This is a genomic window from Exiguobacterium sp. s22, assembly GCF_018617455.1.
Lineage (GTDB): Bacteria > Bacillota > Bacilli > Exiguobacteriales > Exiguobacteriaceae > Exiguobacterium.
In genome coordinates this window covers 131799-150851 of sequence record NZ_JACSKD010000002.1, presented here as the reverse complement: position 1 = coordinate 150851, position 19053 = coordinate 131799, and the positions used below count along the sequence as shown (strand labels likewise).

At 48.0% G+C, this 19053-nt stretch carries 24 protein-coding genes; 6 read left to right on the top strand and 18 right to left on the bottom strand.

The genetic code is table 11. The features are described from left to right. Positions 1-33 precede the first annotated feature (33 nt). Positions 34-459 carry a hypothetical protein gene (locus tag KNO94_RS04560; protein ID WP_214777866.1) on the top strand — a complete coding sequence of 142 codons (426 nt, stop codon included), beginning with the start codon at positions 34-36 and terminating at the stop codon, positions 457-459. Between the two features lie 65 nt (positions 460-524). Here the strand turns inward: KNO94_RS04560 and KNO94_RS04555 are convergent, their stop codons facing one another. Then, complete coding sequence (locus tag KNO94_RS04555; RefSeq protein WP_214777864.1) at positions 525-1124, bottom strand: helix-turn-helix domain-containing protein; 600 nt, start codon at positions 1122-1124, stop codon at positions 525-527. Between the two features lie 90 nt (positions 1125-1214). After that, the gene (locus KNO94_RS04550) at positions 1215-1715 is read right to left on the bottom strand and encodes a PTS sugar transporter subunit IIA (protein WP_251125818.1); all 501 of its coding nucleotides are present in this window, start codon (positions 1713-1715) and stop codon (positions 1215-1217) included. A 208-nt stretch (positions 1716-1923) separates the two neighbouring features. On the opposite strand from KNO94_RS04550, the gene KNO94_RS04545 reads away from it, so the two are divergent. Next, positions 1924-3618, top strand: a complete 1695-nt coding sequence (locus tag KNO94_RS04545) for a M3 family oligoendopeptidase (protein WP_214777862.1) — start codon at positions 1924-1926, stop codon at positions 3616-3618. A gap of 33 nt (positions 3619-3651) precedes the next feature. On the opposite strand, the gene KNO94_RS04540 is transcribed toward KNO94_RS04545, so the two are convergent. From KNO94_RS04540 to KNO94_RS04525, 4 genes are all read right to left on the bottom strand, one after another. Continuing rightward, positions 3652-4719, bottom strand: a complete 1068-nt coding sequence (locus KNO94_RS04540) for a DUF389 domain-containing protein (RefSeq protein WP_214777861.1) — start codon at positions 4717-4719, stop codon at positions 3652-3654. Positions 4720-4854: 135 nt separating this feature from the next. Continuing rightward, positions 4855-5748, bottom strand: a complete 894-nt coding sequence (locus KNO94_RS04535; RefSeq protein ID WP_285800773.1) for an aldo/keto reductase — start codon at positions 5746-5748, stop codon at positions 4855-4857. Continuing rightward, complete coding sequence (locus KNO94_RS04530) at positions 5745-6248, bottom strand: cupin domain-containing protein (RefSeq protein WP_214777859.1); 504 nt, start codon at positions 6246-6248, stop codon at positions 5745-5747. The genes KNO94_RS04535 and KNO94_RS04530 overlap by 4 nt, the downstream gene beginning before the upstream one ends. Before the next feature lie 80 nt (positions 6249-6328). Further along, on the bottom strand, positions 6329-6655 hold the full coding sequence (locus KNO94_RS04525) for a winged helix-turn-helix transcriptional regulator (protein ID WP_214777857.1): 327 nt from the start codon (positions 6653-6655) through the stop codon (positions 6329-6331). A gap of 262 nt (positions 6656-6917) precedes the next feature. On the opposite strand from KNO94_RS04525, the gene KNO94_RS04520 reads away from it, so the two are divergent. The 3 genes from KNO94_RS04520 to KNO94_RS04510 all read left to right on the top strand — a co-directional run bounded on the left by KNO94_RS04520 (position 6918) and on the right by KNO94_RS04510 (position 10272). After that, a complete protein-coding gene (locus KNO94_RS04520) occupies positions 6918-8120 on the top strand; it encodes an MFS transporter (RefSeq protein ID WP_214777855.1) in 1203 nt (400 codons plus the stop codon). A 10-nt stretch (positions 8121-8130) separates the two neighbouring features. Further along, entirely contained in the window at positions 8131-9078 is a 948-nt protein-coding gene (locus tag KNO94_RS04515) for an LLM class oxidoreductase (RefSeq protein WP_214777854.1), read from the top strand. A gap of 84 nt (positions 9079-9162) precedes the next feature. Further along, positions 9163-10272 carry a low temperature requirement protein A gene (locus KNO94_RS04510; protein ID WP_214777852.1) on the top strand — a complete coding sequence of 370 codons (1110 nt, stop codon included), beginning with the start codon at positions 9163-9165 and terminating at the stop codon, positions 10270-10272. Positions 10273-10310: 38 nt separating this feature from the next. Here the strand turns inward: KNO94_RS04510 and KNO94_RS04505 are convergent, their stop codons facing one another. From KNO94_RS04505 to KNO94_RS04490, 4 genes are all read right to left on the bottom strand, one after another. Continuing rightward, positions 10311-10739 carry a CBS domain-containing protein gene (locus tag KNO94_RS04505; protein ID WP_012727014.1) on the bottom strand — a complete coding sequence of 143 codons (429 nt, stop codon included), beginning with the start codon at positions 10737-10739 and terminating at the stop codon, positions 10311-10313. Positions 10740-10993: 254 nt separating this feature from the next. Next, positions 10994-11797, bottom strand: coding sequence for an alpha/beta fold hydrolase (locus tag KNO94_RS04500; protein WP_214778284.1), 804 nt, complete (start codon positions 11795-11797; stop codon positions 10994-10996). A gap of 75 nt (positions 11798-11872) precedes the next feature. Continuing rightward, positions 11873-12985 (bottom strand): M14 family metallopeptidase, encoded by a 1113-nt coding sequence (locus KNO94_RS04495; RefSeq protein ID WP_214777850.1) that lies wholly within the window; start codon positions 12983-12985, stop codon positions 11873-11875. An 85-nt stretch (positions 12986-13070) separates the two neighbouring features. Next, the gene (locus KNO94_RS04490) at positions 13071-13469 is read right to left on the bottom strand and encodes a hypothetical protein (protein ID WP_214777848.1); all 399 of its coding nucleotides are present in this window, start codon (positions 13467-13469) and stop codon (positions 13071-13073) included. Between the two features lie 125 nt (positions 13470-13594). Here KNO94_RS04490 and KNO94_RS04485 point away from each other — a divergent pair, with 125 nt between their 5' ends. After that, the gene (locus tag KNO94_RS04485) at positions 13595-14692 is read left to right on the top strand and encodes a type I restriction endonuclease (protein WP_214777846.1); all 1098 of its coding nucleotides are present in this window, start codon (positions 13595-13597) and stop codon (positions 14690-14692) included. A gap of 125 nt (positions 14693-14817) precedes the next feature. Here KNO94_RS04485 and KNO94_RS04480 read toward each other — a convergent pair whose 3' ends face one another. The 8 genes from KNO94_RS04480 to KNO94_RS04445 form a co-directional block, all read right to left on the bottom strand. Beyond that, the gene (locus tag KNO94_RS04480; RefSeq protein WP_214777844.1) at positions 14818-15285 is read right to left on the bottom strand and encodes a flavodoxin family protein; all 468 of its coding nucleotides are present in this window, start codon (positions 15283-15285) and stop codon (positions 14818-14820) included. A gap of 56 nt (positions 15286-15341) precedes the next feature. After that, complete coding sequence (locus tag KNO94_RS04475) at positions 15342-15782, bottom strand: hypothetical protein (RefSeq protein ID WP_214777842.1); 441 nt, start codon at positions 15780-15782, stop codon at positions 15342-15344. Continuing rightward, the gene (locus tag KNO94_RS04470) at positions 15779-16429 is read right to left on the bottom strand and encodes an SIMPL domain-containing protein (RefSeq protein ID WP_214777840.1); all 651 of its coding nucleotides are present in this window, start codon (positions 16427-16429) and stop codon (positions 15779-15781) included. The genes KNO94_RS04475 and KNO94_RS04470 overlap by 4 nt, the downstream gene beginning before the upstream one ends. Before the next feature lie 33 nt (positions 16430-16462). Beyond that, complete coding sequence (locus tag KNO94_RS04465) at positions 16463-17206, bottom strand: hypothetical protein (RefSeq protein WP_214777838.1); 744 nt, start codon at positions 17204-17206, stop codon at positions 16463-16465. Beyond that, complete coding sequence (locus KNO94_RS04460; RefSeq protein ID WP_214777836.1) at positions 17203-17745, bottom strand: RNA polymerase sigma factor; 543 nt, start codon at positions 17743-17745, stop codon at positions 17203-17205. The genes KNO94_RS04465 and KNO94_RS04460 overlap by 4 nt, the downstream gene beginning before the upstream one ends. A gap of 114 nt (positions 17746-17859) precedes the next feature. Beyond that, positions 17860-18030, bottom strand: coding sequence for a hypothetical protein (locus KNO94_RS04455; protein WP_214735196.1), 171 nt, complete (start codon positions 18028-18030; stop codon positions 17860-17862). A gap of 23 nt (positions 18031-18053) precedes the next feature. After that, positions 18054-18590: a DUF2812 domain-containing protein gene (locus tag KNO94_RS04450; RefSeq protein ID WP_214777828.1), complete on the bottom strand. Its 537-nt coding sequence runs from the start codon at positions 18588-18590 to the stop codon at positions 18054-18056. Then, the gene (locus tag KNO94_RS04445) at positions 18587-18910 is read right to left on the bottom strand and encodes a PadR family transcriptional regulator (RefSeq protein WP_214777826.1); all 324 of its coding nucleotides are present in this window, start codon (positions 18908-18910) and stop codon (positions 18587-18589) included. Before KNO94_RS04445 ends, KNO94_RS04450 begins: the two co-directional genes overlap by 4 nt. Between the last annotated feature and the right edge of the window lie 143 nt (positions 18911-19053).

Sequence of the window (19053 nt, the reverse complement as noted above, 5' to 3'; positions counted from 1 at the left end):
AAAGAATGTGCAAAATGAGGAGGAAAACGAACTATGCGATCACGATTACTCGCAGCCTTGATCTTTACGTTTATGTCGACGCTCACGACGTTCATCTGTTATACCGTCTTCTTAGACGCAGATGCGTTATGGCAAATTCTACTTGCCTATGCAGGTAGCACGTTTATCGGAACGCTCGCGTTTTGGTATCCAGTCAGCAGACGTCCACAAACATCCCGCTTCGGTGGCGCATGGATCGGCATCATGATTACTGCAACGACACTCATTGGCTTCACTGCCATCCGCTTCACATTCCGCGGAGACGCAGCCGCATTGCTCGACTGGCAAACGATGCTAGCGAGTCTTGCTTACACATTCGGTTATGTCGGATGGGTGCTCACAATCTTGAATATCGTGCTCGGCTTCTTACTCGCCGGCACGCGTCCAAAAGTACGCTACGAAGCGCGTCCGACGCGCTGATTGACATGACCGGGAGAATCTCCTGGTCATTTTTTTACGCAAAAAAACCGTAGAGTGCTCTACGGTCATTGCAATTTATATGATTTGTCCACGACACCATATTCTGCGTACTGGAATGAGTTGTCCGCGAACTGGTCTGGAACGAGCCGCTCCACATAGCGGGCGAACGGGACGATGTGACGCGTCGTGTCGTGCGACCGCCCGAGGTCGAGCACCGCATCGACAAGCGCTTCGAGTGCGTGGTGGCTCGTCGGCTCCTCGTCTTCCTCGAAAATGCGTTGTAATTCCTCTTCATGCATCAAGTCAAAGATGCGCATCCGCTCCTCAAGCTGTCGCTGCATCTCTTCGACGGACTTCCCATGCATCGCTTCTTCGTAGGCGAGCTTCATCTGTTCAAGTTCCGGGACTTTCCCTCGCATGAGCACCTTGAGCGATTCTCCCGTCCAGATATGGCGCGCCAAGTAATTCGGGTCGATATGCAAAGCGTCTGCGAGCGCCTCTATGTAAGGCATAGTCGGATACACCTCACTCAGTTCCGTACGTCGAATGAAGTAAGGGGCGACACCGATTCGTTCCGCAAGCGTCTCGATCGACAATCCGGCCCGTTCTCGTAATATTCGTATCCGATCCCCGTATCCCCGGTATGGTGCATTTTTTCCATCCATCTCATTTCCCCCTTCCCTCTCTCCATTATAATTCCCGCATTCGCAAAAAAATACTCGGAAGCGTAAGCTCCCGAGTATTGAGTCGCTCTCTTATTTCTTTGTCAATTCGACGACTTCTGAAGATCCAGCTGTCACCGTGTCGCCTTCTGCGACAAGTTTGTTCACGCCGAAGCTGTCATGGTTCGTGATGATGATCGGAGTGATCGTTGATGGTGCGTTCGCTTTGATGAAGTCGAGGTCGAACGTGACGAGCGGGTCGCCTACTTTCACTGACTGACCTTCTGTGACGTGAGTCTCGAAGCCTTCACCTTTCAAGTTGACCGTGTCCAAACCGATGTGAATCAAGTATTCGGCACCATTGTCCGCGTTGATACCGATCGCGTGTTTCGTCGGGAATACTGTCGCGATTGTTCCGCTGACCGGTGAGACGACTTTTCCTTCTGTCGGCTCGATTGCAATCCCGTCACCCATCATTTTTTGTGAGAATACTTGGTCCGGTACGTTCGTGATGTCGACGACCTTTCCTGTAAGCGGTGAAACCGCGTTGAGTTGTTCTTCTTTACCACCAAAAAGTTTTTTAAAGAATCCCATAGCTTAATCCCTCCAACATGTTCTATTGAATCGAAGTCTTCACTTTTATACCCGAAAAGCCAATACTTCAATCCCTACCCTATTAACGGTATAGTGGTTATAAGGTAGTGCGAAATCGTTTTACACATCGTAAGAATACGAGTGTGCAATCGCTTTTGCAAGCCCTTTTTACACTTTGTAAAAATTTCACACGATGGAGGCGCTTACAATGACGACTTTCACAAAATTGTCATATGAACGGCCCGACTTGGATGCTTTGAACAGCAGATTGTCGGACTATTCTGCCGAATTACAGCAAGCCAGCACACTCGAGGAAGCGAACGAACTCATTCGCCAAATCAACAAGGAACGGAACGACTTTGAGACACAAAGTCAGCTCGTCGCGATCCGACATTCGGTCGACACACGCGATTCGTTTTATGAGGAAGAACAAGCCTTCTTTGACGACGCACTTCCCGTCTATGAGAAGGAGATTCAAGCGTACTATCGCGTCTTGACGAACCACGAGCTTCGCACTGAACTCGAAGCGGAATGGGGCAGCCAACTGTTCTCGCTCGCCGAACGCGCACTCGAAACGTTCGAGGAGTCACTCATTCCGAAATTACAGGAAGAAAACCGCCTCGCGACCGCTTATCAAAAAGTCATGTCCGCTGCGCAAATCGAATTTGACGGCAAGACGCTCAACTTGTCACAGTTCGGTCCGTATCTCCAGTCACCAGACCGTGATGTCCGGAAAGCCGCATCCGTCGCCCGCTATACATATCTTTCTGACAATGGCGACGAGCTCGACCGCATTTATGGGGAACTCGTACGAGTCCGCACGGAAATCGCTCACGCGCTCGGCTTCCCGTCGTTCGTTGAACTCGGTTATGCACGCATGCAACGCGTCGGCTATGACGAGTCGATGGTCGACAACTTCCGGAAACAAGTCCGTGACGTCATCGTCCCGCTCGCATCTGCCTTAAAAGAAAAGCAGGCGAAACGCATCGGGGTCGACCACCTCTATTATTATGATGAGTCGTTCGTCTTCCCAGACGGAAACGCGACACCGCAAGGGGATGAGTCGTTCATCATCGAAGGCGGAAACAAGATGTATCGTGAACTCTCAAACGAGACGGACGAGTTCTTCCAGTATATGCAGGAACGCGGCGCCCTCGACTTGACGGCGAAACCAGGGAAGTCAGGTGGTGGCTACTGCACGTACTTGCCGTCTGAAGGACTTCCGTTCATCTTCTCGAACTTCAACGGGACGGCCGGCGACATCGACGTGCTCACGCACGAAGTCGGTCATGCCTTCCAAGTGTATGAGAGCCGTCATTTGACGACACCGGAATACGCCTTCCCGACGTATGAGGCGTGCGAGATTCACTCGATGTCGATGGAATTCTTCTGCTGGCCATGGATGGAGCTCTTCTTCGGCGACCAAGTCGACAAGTACAAGTTCAATCACTTGGCCGGTAGTATGACGTTCCTTCCGTACGGTGTGCTCGTCGATGAGTTCCAACACGTCGTCTACCGCAATCCGGACATGACAGCAGACGAGCGTCGTCAGGCGTGGCGCGATTTGGAGAAGGTCTATCTTCCGCACCGCGATTATGAGACGAACGACTATCTCGAGTCGGGCGCATGGTGGCACCAACAAGGCCATATCTTCCAAAGCCCGTTCTACTATATCGATTACACGCTCGCACAAGTATGTGCGTTCCAGTTCTGGGTACGCATGCATGAAGACCGCGACGCGGCGTGGAGCGATTACCTCACACTCTGTCAGGCAGGCGGAAGCCGCTCGTTCCTCGAACTCGTGGAACTGGCAGGTCTCAAGTCTCCGTTCGCAGACGGCGTGTTGAAAGAAACAATCGATCAAATCGAAGACTATCTCTTGAAACATCCGCTCGCGAACTAACGAGCAAGACCATCGAAAACAATCGATGGTCTTTTAGTTTGGATTGATTTCGTTCTGCAGTTCGAACGGCAAGTCCTCTAAATCGATTTGACGGCTGTCGAACAGGTTGAACTGTTGCAGGCGACTCTCTAAATACTTCTGCAACAGTTCGGCCACCTTCTCCCCGGACAACCCGTTCAAGTCTGGGACTTGTGTCACCGAGAGCTCAATGCTCCGAAGCCCATAGTCCGGCAGGCGCGATTCGATGTCGGCGAGTTCTTCCTCGGTCAACCGTTTCCCCGTCGTCGTCACGAGAAGAAGATTGTCATCCTCTTGATAGTCCTGACTGATGATGATGGCGTCTGAAAACTCTTCTTCGATAAAATTGTTGATTCCTGTCCGGACGATGCTGTCTTGAACGAGTGTCGCGGCCGAGAAGATGCTTGGGACGACAATCAGGACAGATAACGCAATGAGGAGGCGATTGATTTTTTTATGGTTCGCGTCTTGTTTCGTCAACACTTGCGAGATGCCCATGAACTTGACGCCGATGAACGTCGCAATGGCGATGAACGCACAGTTGATGACAAAGAGATAACTCGACCCGATCAAATAATCGACGTTCCATGTCGCAATTGAATAGCCGACCGTACAGAGAGGGGGCATCAAGGCGGTCGCGATGGCGACACCTGGGACGATGTTGTTACTCATCTTCTTTTGTGCCCCGATGATGCCGGCAGTTCCCCCGGCGAAGGCGATGATGACATCCCAAATCGTCGGTTCGGTCCGGGCAATGATTTCATTACTCGCATAGGTGATTGGTGAGATGGCGAAATAGATGGTCGCGACGGTGAGACTGACCGCGACTTGGACGAGCAACAAACGTACACCCGCTCGAAGGAGTTTCATGTCATAGAGCGACAAAGCGAGCCCGATACTCAGGATAGGCGTCATGAGCGGCGAAATCAACATGGCCCCGATAATGATGGGAATCGAGTTCATATTCAGTCCGATAGAAGCGATGAAGATGGAGCACATGAGGATAACGGAATCACTCGGGCGTACCTTTAAATTCGTATACATCTTGTCTTTGAATTCTTCAGCGGTGTACGTCTGTTCCATATAGAGTTCAGCTCCCTCGTCGTATCGATGTCATCTACACAAGCAAGTCCTTCCTTTATTTACCCTCAACCTGTAAAGAAAAATCGATTTCGTCAAAAGAAAAACTGGATCTTTGATCGGTCCAGTTCACATTCGTCAAATGACGTCTAACGGTTGTTTCGTCGTCGGTGGAGGGAACGCCTCATCGAGCGCCGCAAAATCTTCCTCACTTAAATCGAGCAAGAGCGCTGCCGCATTCTCCTCGACGTGTTCGGCCTGCCCGGCTTTTGGGATGGCGATGACGTGTCCGCTCCGAATCGTCCAGGAGAGCAAGATTTGGGCGACGGAGGCGCTATAAGCCTCCGCGATTCGATTGACCGTCTCGTTTTCAAAGACGTCTTCTTTCACGTCACTTCCTTCGGCGAGCGGCGCGTATGCCATGACCGGGACGCCTTGTTCTTTCAAATAAGGAAGGAGGTCATATTCAATGCCTCGACTGCCGAGATGATAGAGCACTTGGTTGACCGCGCAGTTATCTCCGTTCGGTAAGGCAAGAAGTTCTTTCATATCGTCTACGTCGAAGTTCGAGACCCCCCATGCCCGAATCTTCCCGTCTGCTTTCAGCTGCTCCATCCCTTGAATCGTCTCCTCGAGCGGGGCATCGCCTCGCCAATGGAGTAAGTAGAGGTCCAGATAGTCTGTCCCGAGTCGCTCGAGTGACGCGTCGCATGCGTTGACGAGTTTGTCGCCATACGCATTGTATGGATACACTTTCGAGACGAGGAAGACGTCCTCACGTCGGTCTTGAATGGCTTCCCCGACCAACTTCTCAGACTCTCCTTCCCCATACATCTCCGCCGTATCGATGACGTGAAGTCCACAGTCGAGTCCGGTCCGAAGCGCCGCCACCTCAGCATCATGCTTCGATTTGTCTTCTCCCATCCGCCACGTGCCCTGACCGAGTGCGCGCATCTCGCGTCCATCTTTCAGTTCGACGACATGCTGTTTGAGTGCCGCAAGTAGTAAAGAATGTGGTAGTCGTTGATTCATAACGTTTCCTCCTTTGTCCATGCCTCATGTAGTGGACCCGTCGTCCCGAAGACGGGGTCAAACTTCGGTTTTTCGACTTGTTCGATTCGCTTCACGTTGTCCGGTCGTTCTTCCGTCTTTCCTGTCAACGTGTCATAGTCACGACCGTCCGGGTATGCCCCGATCACTTGAAAATCTTCGCTCGCCTCGATGCGACGATGTCCCGTTCCCGCCGGTAAGACGAGGACATCACCTAGGCGGACGCGGACGAGGTCACCGTTCGTCCCTCCGAGTTGAAGCGTCGCTTCACCTTGTAATACGCCCAATACTTCATGCGTGTTGCTGTGATAGTGATGATAGTCGAACACCCCGTTCACCCAACTGTTCGTCCATTCATTATGGGCAAACGTCTCTCGCATCCCGCTCGGGTCATCAAAGACGCCACGATAGAGGAGCGCCGGATAATCCCGATGGTTGGGAATGGAGCCGTCATCTGTAAACAAAAAAGTTTTCACGTCCATCCTAATTCCTCCTTGTCTCTGTCCCTGTACCCGACTTGTCACTACGAAAAACGGTCGTCCGTATTGGACGACCGTGATGGTTATGAAATGACCTCTTCACCGGACTGATCGATATGGCATTCGCCCCAGGCGCACATGGCGTCCAAGATTGGCTTGAGTGACCATCCGTACTCAGAGAGTGAGTAAATGACTTTCGGCGGAACTTGCTCGAACACCGTACGAACGACGACACCATCCGCTTCGAGCTCACGCAATTGTTGGGTGAGCATTTTTTGCGTGATGTTCGGCATGAGTTTACGCAGTTCACTCGTCCGTCGCTCCCCTTTGATCAAGTGACACATGATGACGACTTTCCACTTACCGCCGATGACGTCAAGTGTCGCTTCGACCGGAATATTATATTGCATTTCGTTTCCTCCATTTCTTACATAGGCACTTTTTGGTGCCTACCGCACTAAAAAGTACGTACTTCTCAAACTGTTTTCATGCACTTATGATAGCAACTGTAGCAAATCTATACAAGTTCATTTCGCTTGTAACATCCCCTTGAGACGGTAAGGTACTTTTTCGACCGTACTGAACAATAGAGGAAAGTGAAATGTCTTTGCTATCCGGAGACGAAGGGCCCTCGTCTTCCACACTATTCATTTATTTTAGGAGGAACTACTCATGAATCAACCGTACACACAACCTGTCGAAGAACAGGCACCTAAAAATGGAGGGTTGGCATTACTCGCTCTCGCGATCAGCGCTTTCGGCATCGGAACGACCGAGTTCGTCCCAGTCGGTCTCCTCGCATCCATCGCAAGTGATTTAAACATCGGCATCACACTCGCTGGTCTCATTATCTCGGGATACGCAATCGGCGTCGCCGTCGGTGCACCGATTTTGACGGCACTCACAAACCGAATGAACCGTAAGACGTTACTCATGGCACTCATGGTCGTCTTTATCGGCGGAAACTTGGTCTCGGCCATGTCGACCAGCTTCGAACTGTTGATCGTCGCCCGATTTATCACCGCATTCTCGCATGGTGTCTTCTTCTCAATCGGCGCAACGATTGCCGTACAACTTGTACCGCCACATAAAAAAGCGAGTGCCATCGCACTCATGTTCACTGGTTTAACTGTCGCAACCGTTACAGGAGTCCCACTCGGTACTTTCATCGGACAAGCGTTCGGATGGCGCGCCACATTCTTCGCCGTCGCAGCACTCGGTGTCATTTCAATCATCGCAAGTTTCTTCTTGATTCCAAAAGATTTGAAACAGTCACCACCGGCAAAATTCTCAGATATGAAGAAATTACTCACGAACGGTCGTCTCATGCTCGGATTCTTGATTACAGCACTCGGTTACGGTGGAACGTTCGTCGCCTTCACGTACTTGACACCCATCATGCAAGACGTGACAAAGATCAGCCCGAACTTGATCAGTGTCGTCTTACTCGTTTACGGAATCGCAGTCGCCATCGGGAACGCGGTCGGTGGAAAGTTCGCCAACGAAAATCCAGCGAAAGCATTGTTCTATATGTTCATCGTTCACGCTGCCGTCATGATTCTCATGTCGTTCATGATTCCTTTCAAAGTGGCAGGTCTCATTGCCATCGTCTTGATGGGTCTCCTTGCCTTCATGAACGTGCCTGGACTTCAACTGTATATCGTGCAATTGGCTGAAAAATATGTACCGGCTGCTGTCGATGTCGCATCCGCACTCAACATCGCGGCCTTCAACATCGGGATTGCCCTCGGTGCGACAATCGGCGGACTCGTCACCGATTCAATCGGACTCGTCCACACACCTTGGGTCGGTGGCATCATGGTCATCATCGCCGTCATCTTGACAGCCATCTCACGTCGTTTGGAAGCAAACTAAGGAGGCGCTTATGTTCAACAATCATCAAAGCTACAATCGGATGTATCGGGAGGGCGAGCTCACGCTCGGCCTCCACATCCCTTTAGAGAATTTCAAAATGCGTACCCCGACACTCGAGCGCCAAGTCGAACTTTCTCAAAAAGCAGACGACTATGGCTTCACAGCGCTATGGTTACGTGATGTCTTACTCAAAGATCCGAACTTCTTAGACCCGGCTGTCGGTCAAATCTATGACATGCTGATTTATGGTACACATTTGCTCGGTCAAACGAAAAACATTGCGCTCGGTACGTCTGCGCTCGTCTTACCACTGCGTCATCCCCTTCGTTCGGCGAAGGAAGTCGCGACGATTGAAGCGTTGTTCCCCGAACGGTTGATTCTCGGGATTTCGTCAGGCGACCGTCGTGCCGACTTCAAAGGACTCGGAGTCGATCACCCGACACGCGGCGACCAATTCAAAGAATCGCTTCGTGTCATGGAACAGACGCTCTATAACAATTACCCAACAATCAACTCGCCTTATGGGGAAGTTGAACAGGCAACGCTCGTGCCTCGTCCGAAGAAACGGATTCCGACGATGATCACCGGATTCGCACAACAAGACATGGACTGGCTCGGAGCGAATGGCGACGGATGGATGTACTACCCGCAGGCACCTTTCGCGCAACAACAAGTGCTCGACGCGTGGCGCGCAAGCGGTGAAGCGCATGGTCGTGCTTTCCGTCCCTTCTCGATGCCGATGCATCTTGATTTGACGCATGACCCAGACGAGCCACCGACACCGATTCGTCTCGGATTCCGAATTGGCCGCAATCACTTGATCAAGTTGCTTGAAGCGTATCGAGCCATCGGCGTGAACCATCTCTTCTTCGCCCTCTTCGACGGAGAACGTCCGGCTGAGGAAGTCATCGATGAATTAGGAGAATATGTGTTACCTCATTTTCCACCACTTGATTGAGATTTGCCCTTCATTTTCGAAATGAAGGGTTTTTTTATTCAGAGGTGGGTAAAGAAATATGAATCCAAGCAAAGGAGTGCGCCCATGCCCTCTCACCACGAAAAAGTAGACAAAATTGAACTGTTTTTCGATCTCGTATTTGTATTTACGTTCATCCAGCTCACGTTAAAGCTCGAATACCATCTCAGCGTTCATACATTTTTAGAAGTTCTTGTTCTCATGGCCCTTATTTGGTACATCTTTGAAGGATATATTTGGTTGACGAATACGACTAAATTGACGAAAAGAAACCATCAAATCTTTATGACGCTCGGGATGATTGGATTCATGTTGATCTCCGTCGCCATTCCAAAAGCATATGAGGAAGACGGCTTCATTTTCGGACTTGGTTTTTTAGTGATTGTCGGCGTGCATTCGACGCTATTCTTGTTGCACAGTAATGAGGATACGAAAAAGGCGATGCTTGCCATCGTACCGTACAATGTCTCCTTTAGCATCATCATCCTCGTCGCTTCGCTGTTTGAGGGGAACGTACGCCTGATTGTATGGGGAATTGTCGCGATTGTGGCGGTATTAGGTCCTCTCGTACAGAAAAACAGAGGTCAGTTCGAAGTGTCCTCTTGGCACTTCCTTGAGAGACATTACCTCATCTTAGTCATTGCCCTCGGTGAGACGATTGCATCGACTGGACGAGCCGCCATTGATGAAGATTTAACATCCGATGTTGTCTTGACGATGATTCTTGCCCTCATGTTGACTGTTCTCCTTTGGTATTCCTACGTAAAAGACGATGAAGAGCGAGAAACTCTTTTCCAAGAAATGCATACGGATAAACGAGATCAGACAGCCAAGGCTGGATTCTATTGGTCCCACCTTTCGATGTTCCTCGGCATCATCTTACTCGCTGTCGTCAAAATCACAATCGTCCATGACCCGGTGCAAACGCTCGATTTGGCACATCGAATCACGTTGTATGTCGCAATCGTCCTGTTTGGATATGGCGTCATTTACTTTAACCGTCTCTTCTTTAAAGTGTCGTGGAAGCGACTCATGACTCTTGCCGTTCTTCTCGCCGTTCCACTGATTGCCCCTTATTTACCGGCAATCATTTTGTTGCTCGTCATTACATTCATCTACTATGTCGCGATGATTGCTCCTCTTCCGTTCTTAAGAACAAAACGAGAAGAAACGTAAAAACAAGCCAGAACCGGGAGTCGGTTCTGGCTTGTTCATTATCGGACTTCATTCTCCAGTTGTTTCAACTTTGTCGAGTAATACTCGATGATGTCACGGCGTCGGATGATGCCGATGAAATACTTCCCGTCATCGACGACCGGCACGAAGTTTTGGTCTGTGATCGCATCGACGAGTTCTTCGATCTGTGCCGTAATGGAGACCGGCTTATAGCGAACGCGTTGCTTAATGTCTTTTAGACGTGTCCGGAGCACTTTTTCATAATCTTCTTCCCCGCGAAGTTGTTCTGCGAGTGCCCAGAGTAAATCCCCCTCTGTCATCGTCCCGGCGTAAAATCCGTTCTCCGAAACGAGTGGGACAGACGTGAATCGATGATGTTTCATCTTTTCAAGTGCTTGTCGTACCGTTGATTCGGGGTCCAAATATTTGACGTCTTCTTTCGGATATAAAAAGAAAGCGATGTTCATTTAAATCTCTCCTCAATCTGTTAATCCACCCCGCTATTGTACCATGAATGGTAGGACAGGTTGAACTAAATCCATGTTCGAATCTGGTTTCATCCCCATTTCTCTAAAACAACACAAAAAAACATCGTGATTCTAGTCACAGCGATGTTTCAGTGATTCAAAAAATGGAAGGGAACTCCATTTGATTTATACCCGTTTTCGTTGGTTCTTACCCATATCGACATACAAAAGGCCCCCGATTCAGAGGCCATCGATTATTGAACAAACTGCAACAACGTATCGTTAAATTTCTCTCGTTCATCCAGCACCGTACCGTGTCCGCTCTCTTCAAAGCGCTCGATTCGCGCATTTGAAATGCCCTGCTCCATCTGTTCGGCAAACTCAAACGGACAAATTTTGTCGTGCACTCCGTGAATGATTAACGTCTCCACATCAACCTTTGGAAGAGCGTCACGAAGGTCTTCGTCTCGAAGCGCTTTTGCAGAGGCAATCGTCCCGTGACTCGAAGCCACGAGCGCAAGATGGTGGAACCAATTTTGCAACGGTTTCGAATGTTCTTTTTCAAAGAAGATTTCCCCAAATCCTTCGAGCATCTTCGGCCGGTCGGCCCTTGTATCGTCAATCAACGCATCGACCTCGTCCGTCGTCATTCCATATGGATAGTCTGGACGTTGTGTGAAAATTGGTGCCGCTGCTCCCGCTAACACTAACTTTTTCAGACCGTCTTCTTTATAGTCTGCTGCATATCGCACTGCAATTGCCCCACCCATTGAGAAACCGACGAGTGTGAAGTCTTTCAAGCCTAGACCGTAGACGACCATATGCACATCAGACGCCATCGTCTCATAGTCATAACCTGTCGCCGGTGCATCAGACTTTCCGTATCCTCTGAAGTCGATCCCGATGTAGCGATATCCCGCTTCGATGAGCGCATTCTTCTGATACTCGAACATATTGTTGTTCGCCGGCCAACCGTGCAAGAACACAATCGGTTCCCCAGACCCAACATCTTCCACATATAGATTTGTGCCGTCATGTGCTGTAATGTATCCCATCATCCAACCTCCACAGTCATTTTTAAGCGAAAACACTCACAACCTCATTGTTCCCTAATCCAACTTTGAGAAACCCTCTTATGTGTCGCGCCAGAGTGCTTCCCCTTTTAGGTAGCCTTCAACAGCCTTTGCCCCTTCTCGTAACACGGCTTCCCGCCAAGTCGGGTCGTCCGGATAAAACATCGCCATGAATTCGTTTTGAATCCCGTTTCGTGCTTCAGGGTCCTTTGTCCCTTCAAAATAAAGTCGGTTCTCTAAGATGATCGTCAAAAACTCACGGATGGACGCTTTTTTCGATGTCCCGAACGTACCGAATTCAAAGAGAGCAGAGACGAGTCCCTTATCCGGGTATTCCGTATCGCGCACGTAATAAAAATGATTCGTCGAGTCCCCGAGCACTTCATCTGGGTCATACACATTGACGTTGTCGAGACCGTACGCTTGTTTTAACTCATCTTCGGTGCGACCGTCTCGTTTACTGATGACCATCGTCACCTCGTTTGTCGGACCGAGTGCGGTATGCCAATCGAGATGGACCACTTTTCCGTAGCGTTCCAGTAAATCATGTTGAATCCCTTTCAAAAAGATGGCGGACGGTTCGTCTCCTTCTCCCCCGTAATATACCCCTTTCGGGAATTGATATTGTCCCATCCCTTTCGCGCCACTCATCGCTTTGAAGCCATCGAGCTTAATTCCGGAACCAAGGAACGAATAGATCTGTTCACGCGCTTCATGATAGTCGTCAATCACCCCGTCCGGTACGAAGAGATGACGCATCAGCTCATATTCACGGTTCACATTATACGGGACCGACTCACGATCGATGACGTAATTTCGGTTCAAATCGACATTGTGTTCATTGACCCGTCGAAAGTGTTTCATCCCCCACGGATTGACTGCATGGATGAGACAAATCCCTGTCGTCTCGTGACGGACATGCGCGAGTTGCGTTTGAACGAATTGATGGGTCACGGCGGCACCCGCATACCCTTCAATCCCATGTTCGCCAATCGTCATGAGAATCATCGCTTTCCGCTCTCGTTTCGGCTCGCCTAAAATAATGTCGATACTCTCGTCCCCGATGGAGTGTGTCAACAGCTCCGCTTTCGGATAAAATCGTTTCACTTCAGACAATAAGTTCATGAACTTCTCTCGCGACTCTTCATAAGATGATGAAAAATACTGACTCATCGCACTCTCCTCCAATCTCTTCTCTCTATCCTTTCCCATCCTAAGACAATCTAAAAACGCCTCCTTTAAGAGGAGACGTTTCGAGTCAAGGCGTCCGGATTCGTTTTGTATGTTGACGTCGGAACGCCATCATGTAAAAGATCGGCCCAATTAAGACGGCACCGAATAACCAATAGAGCCCCGCATTCGCATACAGTCCTTCGAAAGAACGGAACACCCAAGCAAGGATAGTGAAGGCGACCATCAACTCGATGGTCCACAATAGCCCACGACGAACCGCTAGGAAAACGGTGTTCGTCTTTTGGAAGAAGGCTGCGCCGAACGCAATCAAAAATGCTGGAAAACTCGAGAGCCACAACATCCGATTCAGTGAACTTTCAGCAAAGTACGAGTTGCCGAGCGACACGGTGATGAGAAAGTGCACCAAGAGGACGAGTACGACGACAATCCAACCGACCAATACATCTCGTTCCATTTTTTTCATGGATATCACCCTTTCTATTGTGACAATCCCCTTAACAATTAAAAAACTATACAAAGACAAATTTACTATCATGATAATAAAAGGTAGTATTAACTTATTAAATGCAAATATTGGAGGTTGTTATAATGGAAAAGTTTTCTTCAGATATTCGTACTGTTTCTCAACGCATCAAACAACTTAAACACTCAATTTCGACAGAAGAAGCCACGAAGACCGCTCTGATTATGCCATTTTTCCAAACGCTCGGATACGATGTTTTTAATCCAGCAGAATTTACTCCTGAATATATTGCTGATGTAGGAATTAAAAAAGGAGAAAAAGTTGACTATGCCATTATGGAAGAAGGCAAACCAACAATTCTCATAGAAGCAAAATCAATCAATGAACCATTAACAAAACACGATTCTCAATTATTTAGATATTTTGGAACAACACAAGCTAAATTTGCAATTCTAACAAATGGTGACATGTATCGATTTTATACAGATTTAGATTCACCTAATGTCATGGATAGTACCCCATTCTTCGAGATTGTATTATCTAATATTAAAGACAGTGAAATTAAAGAACTTTATAAGTTCAAAAAGCAAGAATTTAATGTGAACACAATTCTTTCTACAGCCGAAGAACTAAAGTATCTAAGCGCAATTAAAGATCAGCTTAAAACACTTTCTCAATCTCCTAGTGACGAATTAATTAAATTACTTATACAAGAGTGTTACCAAGGTATTAAAACTCAAACAGTTGTCGATAAGTTTCGACCAATTGTTTCCAAGGCCTTCAATCAATTTATTAACGAAAACTTAAATGAACGAATAAAACATGCAATTTCAGGCGAGCCAGAACCATCAAAAATTCAAAATACTGATGACCCTAACACAACCTCTGTTGAAGACGAAGCAATAGTCGATATTCCGGTACAACCAGTTATTGAAACAACTCAAGAAGAAATTGAAGGCTATGCAACCGTCAAAGTATTGCTAGGATCTGTGATAGATAAAGATCGTATTTTCTATAGAGACAATGCTAGTTACTTTAATATTTTAATTGATGATAGTAATCGGAAATGGGTTTGCCGTTTACATTTAAATTCATTAACGAACAAATATATCACGTTCCGAGATGAACCCAATGTTCGTCACAAAATTAATCATGTCTATGATATTGAAGAGTATACCGAGAGACTCAGAACAATTGTGAGAGAGATCATTGAGGTAAAATAGAATTCCACCTGGACGTAATGAACAATTTAGTTCATTACGTCTTGTTTAGTATTTACCCGTTTTTCTCTTCATCTCGACCTCTTCAATTAAAAAACGCACTCTGTTCTCAGAATGCGTTTCGTATATTATCCGACCAACTCTCGCGCCCATTCTTTCGCACGTTCGAGTTCGCCTTCTTTTAACATCTCCGTCGTCCCATCGACGAGGAACGACTCTTTCTGGACATCCGTCGCCCCTTTTTCAATCATTTCCCCTTCGACTCGATTGACGGCATGACCGAACCAGTCGATGATTTTTCCAAGAATCGGATTCTGTTTCTCTTTGACGATACTTGTGTCAAAGGCAGCCGTCCGCTTCCCTCGTAACGCATTGTCCGAGATTCCATCCAAAAACACTTTGATGTCTTCCGTCTCATATCCTCCGTGTGTCGGTGAACCGATGACGACCAGATCGACATGTGCCAAGTCGCCTAATCCAATATTCAACACATGTTCCATACGTGCCTCATGGTCTTTCGACAGCTCTTGCTGCATCGCATGGGCAATCTTTTCTGTATGACCATATAGTGAGTCAAAAATAATCAAGATATTCATCATGAGTCCCCCTTTGTCGAACCTCTCTTTATTCCCGTTCCCATTTCTCCGTTCGTTCATGCTTCTTTTTTGTACAACGAACTTCGTTTGAAGAACGCCCAACTCAACATTACAATGCCCATCCCAAGTAGGCCGTAACCGAAGAATTTGATAAAGTCACGTGAATGGTACGGTGCTTCGAATCGGTACTCCGCTCGCTTCCACTCCGAACCGTCCTCGACCGCAATGACGTCTTCCACAGACTCCCCGTCGACTTCACGGTACACCGTCCCAATCGGATATCCGTTCGAGGCATTTCCGTAATACCGTCCCGTCTCGTCGTTGACCGTCGTTTCCACTTCACCGATCACGTCACCGAGTGCACCCTCCTCGATCGTTGTGTCGAGCACTTCATATGCGTTTCGGTCGAACACGACAAATATATATGCGTAAGAAAGAGCGGATACAGGTAACGCAATCGAAAGTGAAAGGAGAATCAAAAGAGTCAGTCGCCTCATTTTAAACTCCAGATGAACGTCGCCGAATCACTGACGTCAATATCATCCGGTTCGAGTTCAGGCATCCGTGATTCCGAATAGACGACGTCCTGACTATAGAGGACGTTTGTAGGCGAGAACAGATGAATCTCTCCCCATGTGTAGTCAATTTGAAGCAAGTCTCCGAGTTCGGCGCCTGCTCCTTTTGCAAGAAGCTCTGCTCGTTTTTTCGCATTCTCCGCGGCACTCACCAATAGCTGATCCTCGATCGCATTCGGGTCTTTCATCGTGAAGCGAATGGAGAGTTTCGGATTTGCCCGAGATTGACTGATTTGTTCGATGACGTACGATAGTTTAGATGTATCGAGCGCAAATTCGAGCTTCGTCTTCTGTTTACAGACATATCCGACGAAACGCGACCGATAATTCTCATCTCGATCACGATAGCTCTCGTATTCCGTATCAATCGAAAAGTCACTCGTTTTGAGGTCCGTCTTGTCAAAACCAGCACGCGTGATGGCTTTTTGAAGATGGGACACTGCACTTGCTGCCTCGGTCATCGTATCTTCGTATCGTGGCGCTTTCGAGACGAGGTCCATGTGAATCACAATCAAATCCGGTCGAGATGAGACGTTGCCCGTTCCTTTTACGGTAATCTTCCGTTCCATATCCATTTCCCCCTTATCGATTTGAGTTCTCCATTATTCTGTAAATCGTGTTATCATCCAGCGCTCTATTTCATCGAGTGAGTCCAAACCGTGTAAGGACGGGTAAGCATCCCGCTCGAACAAGAGTCCGTTCGGAGTATCTAAAAACAGATAACGCTCCCCATCCGGAAAACCGTAATCGGCAATATCTTTCAATCGAAGCGTCGCATCATTTTGTTCCCAGACAAACTCGTCATCATATGGAATCGGCATGAAAATCCCTTCCATGCCTTGCCGTACGTGCGAGATAACGCTAGAATGCGATGCCTGTCCAGTTTCCTCAATTGCATCGGCACGGACAATCAAATCTTGCCCGACCTGCACGTCTCCACGATACACATCGGATACATGGATCGTAATAAGTGACTGATATTCGGTCTCTCCATTGAAATCAATCTCGATATGTCGAATGTTCGTGACCGTTCCTCGGACCACGACCGGATTCCATTTCGAAAAGAGTTCATCTTCGGTCATGTCCATCATATTTTCCTTGGAAATATCTGATGTCACTTTTGATTGGTCGACAATGTGAACGGAATTCGCAGTGGAATCCGTAGATAATGGGATGCGTTCGTTCCAGACATTCGATGTGAAGAGCATGAATCCTGCAGCGATCGCAACGAGAAGTCCCCCTCCCCATTTCAGTCGTTGATAAGGTTTTCGCTCTATCATCATCGATTCCTCTATATACCGGTCATCGACTTCCCCGAGTAGTCGAAGGATCTGCTCACTTTTCATACGCGAACCCCTTCTGCTTCAAGCGCTCGCTGTAACGCATCCCGCGTGCGCTTCAAGGTCATTTTGACATGGCTCTCCCCGAGCTCGTGTGTCGTTGCAATTTCTTGAATCGAGTGTAAATAGAAATAACGTTGCATGAACATCACCCTTGTCAGTCGTGGCAGATTTTCTAGAAATGCATTCAACAGGTCGACGATGTCATCGTCTTTCATCGATTCCGTGAGGACGTGTTCTAGCTCTTCATAGACGAGCGGTACTTCTCCACCTCCACGCTTTTTCGTATGGTTTTTCTTGTAACGTTGCAATGAGAGATTTCGTACAATCTTCGTCAAATACGCCCCGAGTCGAAGCGGGCGTGTCGGTGGAATCGACTCCCAGGCTTTTAGATATAAGTCGTTCAAACACTCTTCCGTGTCTTCGCGATTCTGTAAAATATTAAATGAAACACGTTGACAATAGCTTCCGTATTTCTTCTTCGTCGCGACAATCGCATACTCCGATCGTTCCCAGTACCAATCGATGATGACCTGGTCATCCATCCAGTTACCCCCTTCGTATAACCCCTCTATACCTATAGATCCCAATTTCATATCATTCGTCACAATCTATCAAAAAAACCTCGTCATCGAGACGAGGAATGTTACCCTGATTCATCATTTCTTCCAAATCGATAATCCAAGCCCTCCGATATAGCCAACCATCGCCCCGCTCGCAATCCCGTATGTCAGTTGAATATGGAAGAAGAACGAGAGAACTACGCCGAGTGTCGTCCCCGCAATCAATCCAAAACAAATCATACAGTCCTTCCATTCTCGTGAATCCATCTAGCTCCTCCTTATCCATCTGCTCAATCTGACGACTTCATCTCCCCGATTGCATTAAGACCTTTTAGCGTCCTCATTTTCCGTGTATGATGCTGGACGGCATAGGCCAACATCGCGACGACAGCTATGTTCAATAGGACGGTCCACTGCGCATATGGATTGGAAAGATTCGCTATCACTGCAACAAAGTTGACGAGCCCCACTGCGCCATACAGTTGGATGATTCGTTTTTCTCGCTGAATCATCGAATCAAAATCCGAATACAATTGGAACGGTCCGTCACTCGTTCGTTTTCGTAAGAAAATCCACCGATACGAGGTGTCAACCACTTCGATGCCCACTTCATCCAGGAATGCCATATACGCCTTCGACTCGGGGTGCGAAGGTAAGTTAGACAATAGTTCGATTCGATACGTGTACGTCCCGGGTTCGACTTGTTTGAACACATATCGCATCAAACGAAAGGATTCGAGTGCCCATCCGCTTTGAGCCATCTCGTTGAGCCACTTCTCTTCCTTCTCATAATCAACAAAGATGCGATAGATCGTTTTCATCTTCATGTGTCCAACTCCTTCGTCCATTCATGACCGTGTCGCACCAGTTCTTCTAGCCGATTTAACTCCGACCGAAGTGCCTTTCGACCCGCTTCCGTGATCTCATACTCTTTCTTCCGCCCCGTACCTTCGAGCGCCTGAATCCATCCACGCTCTACTAGACTACTGAGGGCGCCGTATAACGTACCTGGGGCGAGATGAACCCGCCCATTGCTTAATTCTTGAACGAATTGCATCATCCCATACCCATGTCTCGGGACTTGAAGGGACAACAATATATAATAAACCGCCTCGGTTAATGCGCCTGTATTTGACTGTTGTGTCACGTATCCCGCTCCTTTGTATCGTTCTTCGTTATATCGTCATCCGATATATCAAAAATATCCTATTTTTGGTTAATTAACAAGAGCTGTGACAAAATATTTTTATTTTGGTCGTTCTTCATATAGTTTTGGCAATCTTGTTTTGT

Bases quoted from the DNA above. Each gene is read 5' to 3' on its own strand.
- KNO94_RS04560 (WP_214777866.1), top strand. From the start codon at position 34: ATGCGATCACGATTACTCGCAGCCTTGATCTTTACGTTTATGTCGACG.
- KNO94_RS04555 (WP_214777864.1), bottom strand. From the start codon at position 1,124: ATGGATGGAAAAAATGCACCATACCGGGGATACGGGGATCGGATACGA.
- KNO94_RS04550 (WP_251125818.1), bottom strand. From the start codon at position 1,715: ATGGGATTCTTTAAAAAACTTTTTGGTGGTAAAGAAGAACAACTCAAC.
- KNO94_RS04545 (WP_214777862.1), top strand. From the start codon at position 1,924: ATGACGACTTTCACAAAATTGTCATATGAACGGCCCGACTTGGATGCT.
- KNO94_RS04540 (WP_214777861.1), bottom strand. From the start codon at position 4,719: ATGGAACAGACGTACACCGCTGAAGAATTCAAAGACAAGATGTATACG.
- KNO94_RS04535 (WP_285800773.1), bottom strand. From the start codon at position 5,748: ATGAATCAACGACTACCACATTCTTTACTACTTGCGGCACTCAAACAG.
- KNO94_RS04530 (WP_214777859.1), bottom strand. From the start codon at position 6,248: ATGGACGTGAAAACTTTTTTGTTTACAGATGACGGCTCCATTCCCAAC.
- KNO94_RS04525 (WP_214777857.1), bottom strand. From the start codon at position 6,655: ATGCAATATAATATTCCGGTCGAAGCGACACTTGACGTCATCGGCGGT.
- KNO94_RS04520 (WP_214777855.1), top strand. From the start codon at position 6,918: ATGAATCAACCGTACACACAACCTGTCGAAGAACAGGCACCTAAAAAT.
- KNO94_RS04515 (WP_214777854.1), top strand. From the start codon at position 8,131: ATGTTCAACAATCATCAAAGCTACAATCGGATGTATCGGGAGGGCGAG.
- KNO94_RS04510 (WP_214777852.1), top strand. From the start codon at position 9,163: ATGCCCTCTCACCACGAAAAAGTAGACAAAATTGAACTGTTTTTCGAT.
- KNO94_RS04505 (WP_012727014.1), bottom strand. From the start codon at position 10,739: ATGAACATCGCTTTCTTTTTATATCCGAAAGAAGACGTCAAATATTTG.
- KNO94_RS04500 (WP_214778284.1), bottom strand. From the start codon at position 11,797: ATGATGGGATACATTACAGCACATGACGGCACAAATCTATATGTGGAA.
- KNO94_RS04495 (WP_214777850.1), bottom strand. From the start codon at position 12,985: ATGAGTCAGTATTTTTCATCATCTTATGAAGAGTCGCGAGAGAAGTTC.
- KNO94_RS04490 (WP_214777848.1), bottom strand. From the start codon at position 13,469: ATGAAAAAAATGGAACGAGATGTATTGGTCGGTTGGATTGTCGTCGTA.
- KNO94_RS04485 (WP_214777846.1), top strand. From the start codon at position 13,595: ATGGAAAAGTTTTCTTCAGATATTCGTACTGTTTCTCAACGCATCAAA.
- KNO94_RS04480 (WP_214777844.1), bottom strand. From the start codon at position 15,285: ATGAATATCTTGATTATTTTTGACTCACTATATGGTCATACAGAAAAG.
- KNO94_RS04475 (WP_214777842.1), bottom strand. From the start codon at position 15,782: ATGAGGCGACTGACTCTTTTGATTCTCCTTTCACTTTCGATTGCGTTA.
- KNO94_RS04470 (WP_214777840.1), bottom strand. From the start codon at position 16,429: ATGGAACGGAAGATTACCGTAAAAGGAACGGGCAACGTCTCATCTCGA.
- KNO94_RS04465 (WP_214777838.1), bottom strand. From the start codon at position 17,206: ATGAAAAGTGAGCAGATCCTTCGACTACTCGGGGAAGTCGATGACCGG.
- KNO94_RS04460 (WP_214777836.1), bottom strand. From the start codon at position 17,745: ATGGATGACCAGGTCATCATCGATTGGTACTGGGAACGATCGGAGTAT.
- KNO94_RS04455 (WP_214735196.1), bottom strand. From the start codon at position 18,030: ATGGATTCACGAGAATGGAAGGACTGTATGATTTGTTTTGGATTGATT.
- KNO94_RS04450 (WP_214777828.1), bottom strand. From the start codon at position 18,590: ATGAAGATGAAAACGATCTATCGCATCTTTGTTGATTATGAGAAGGAA.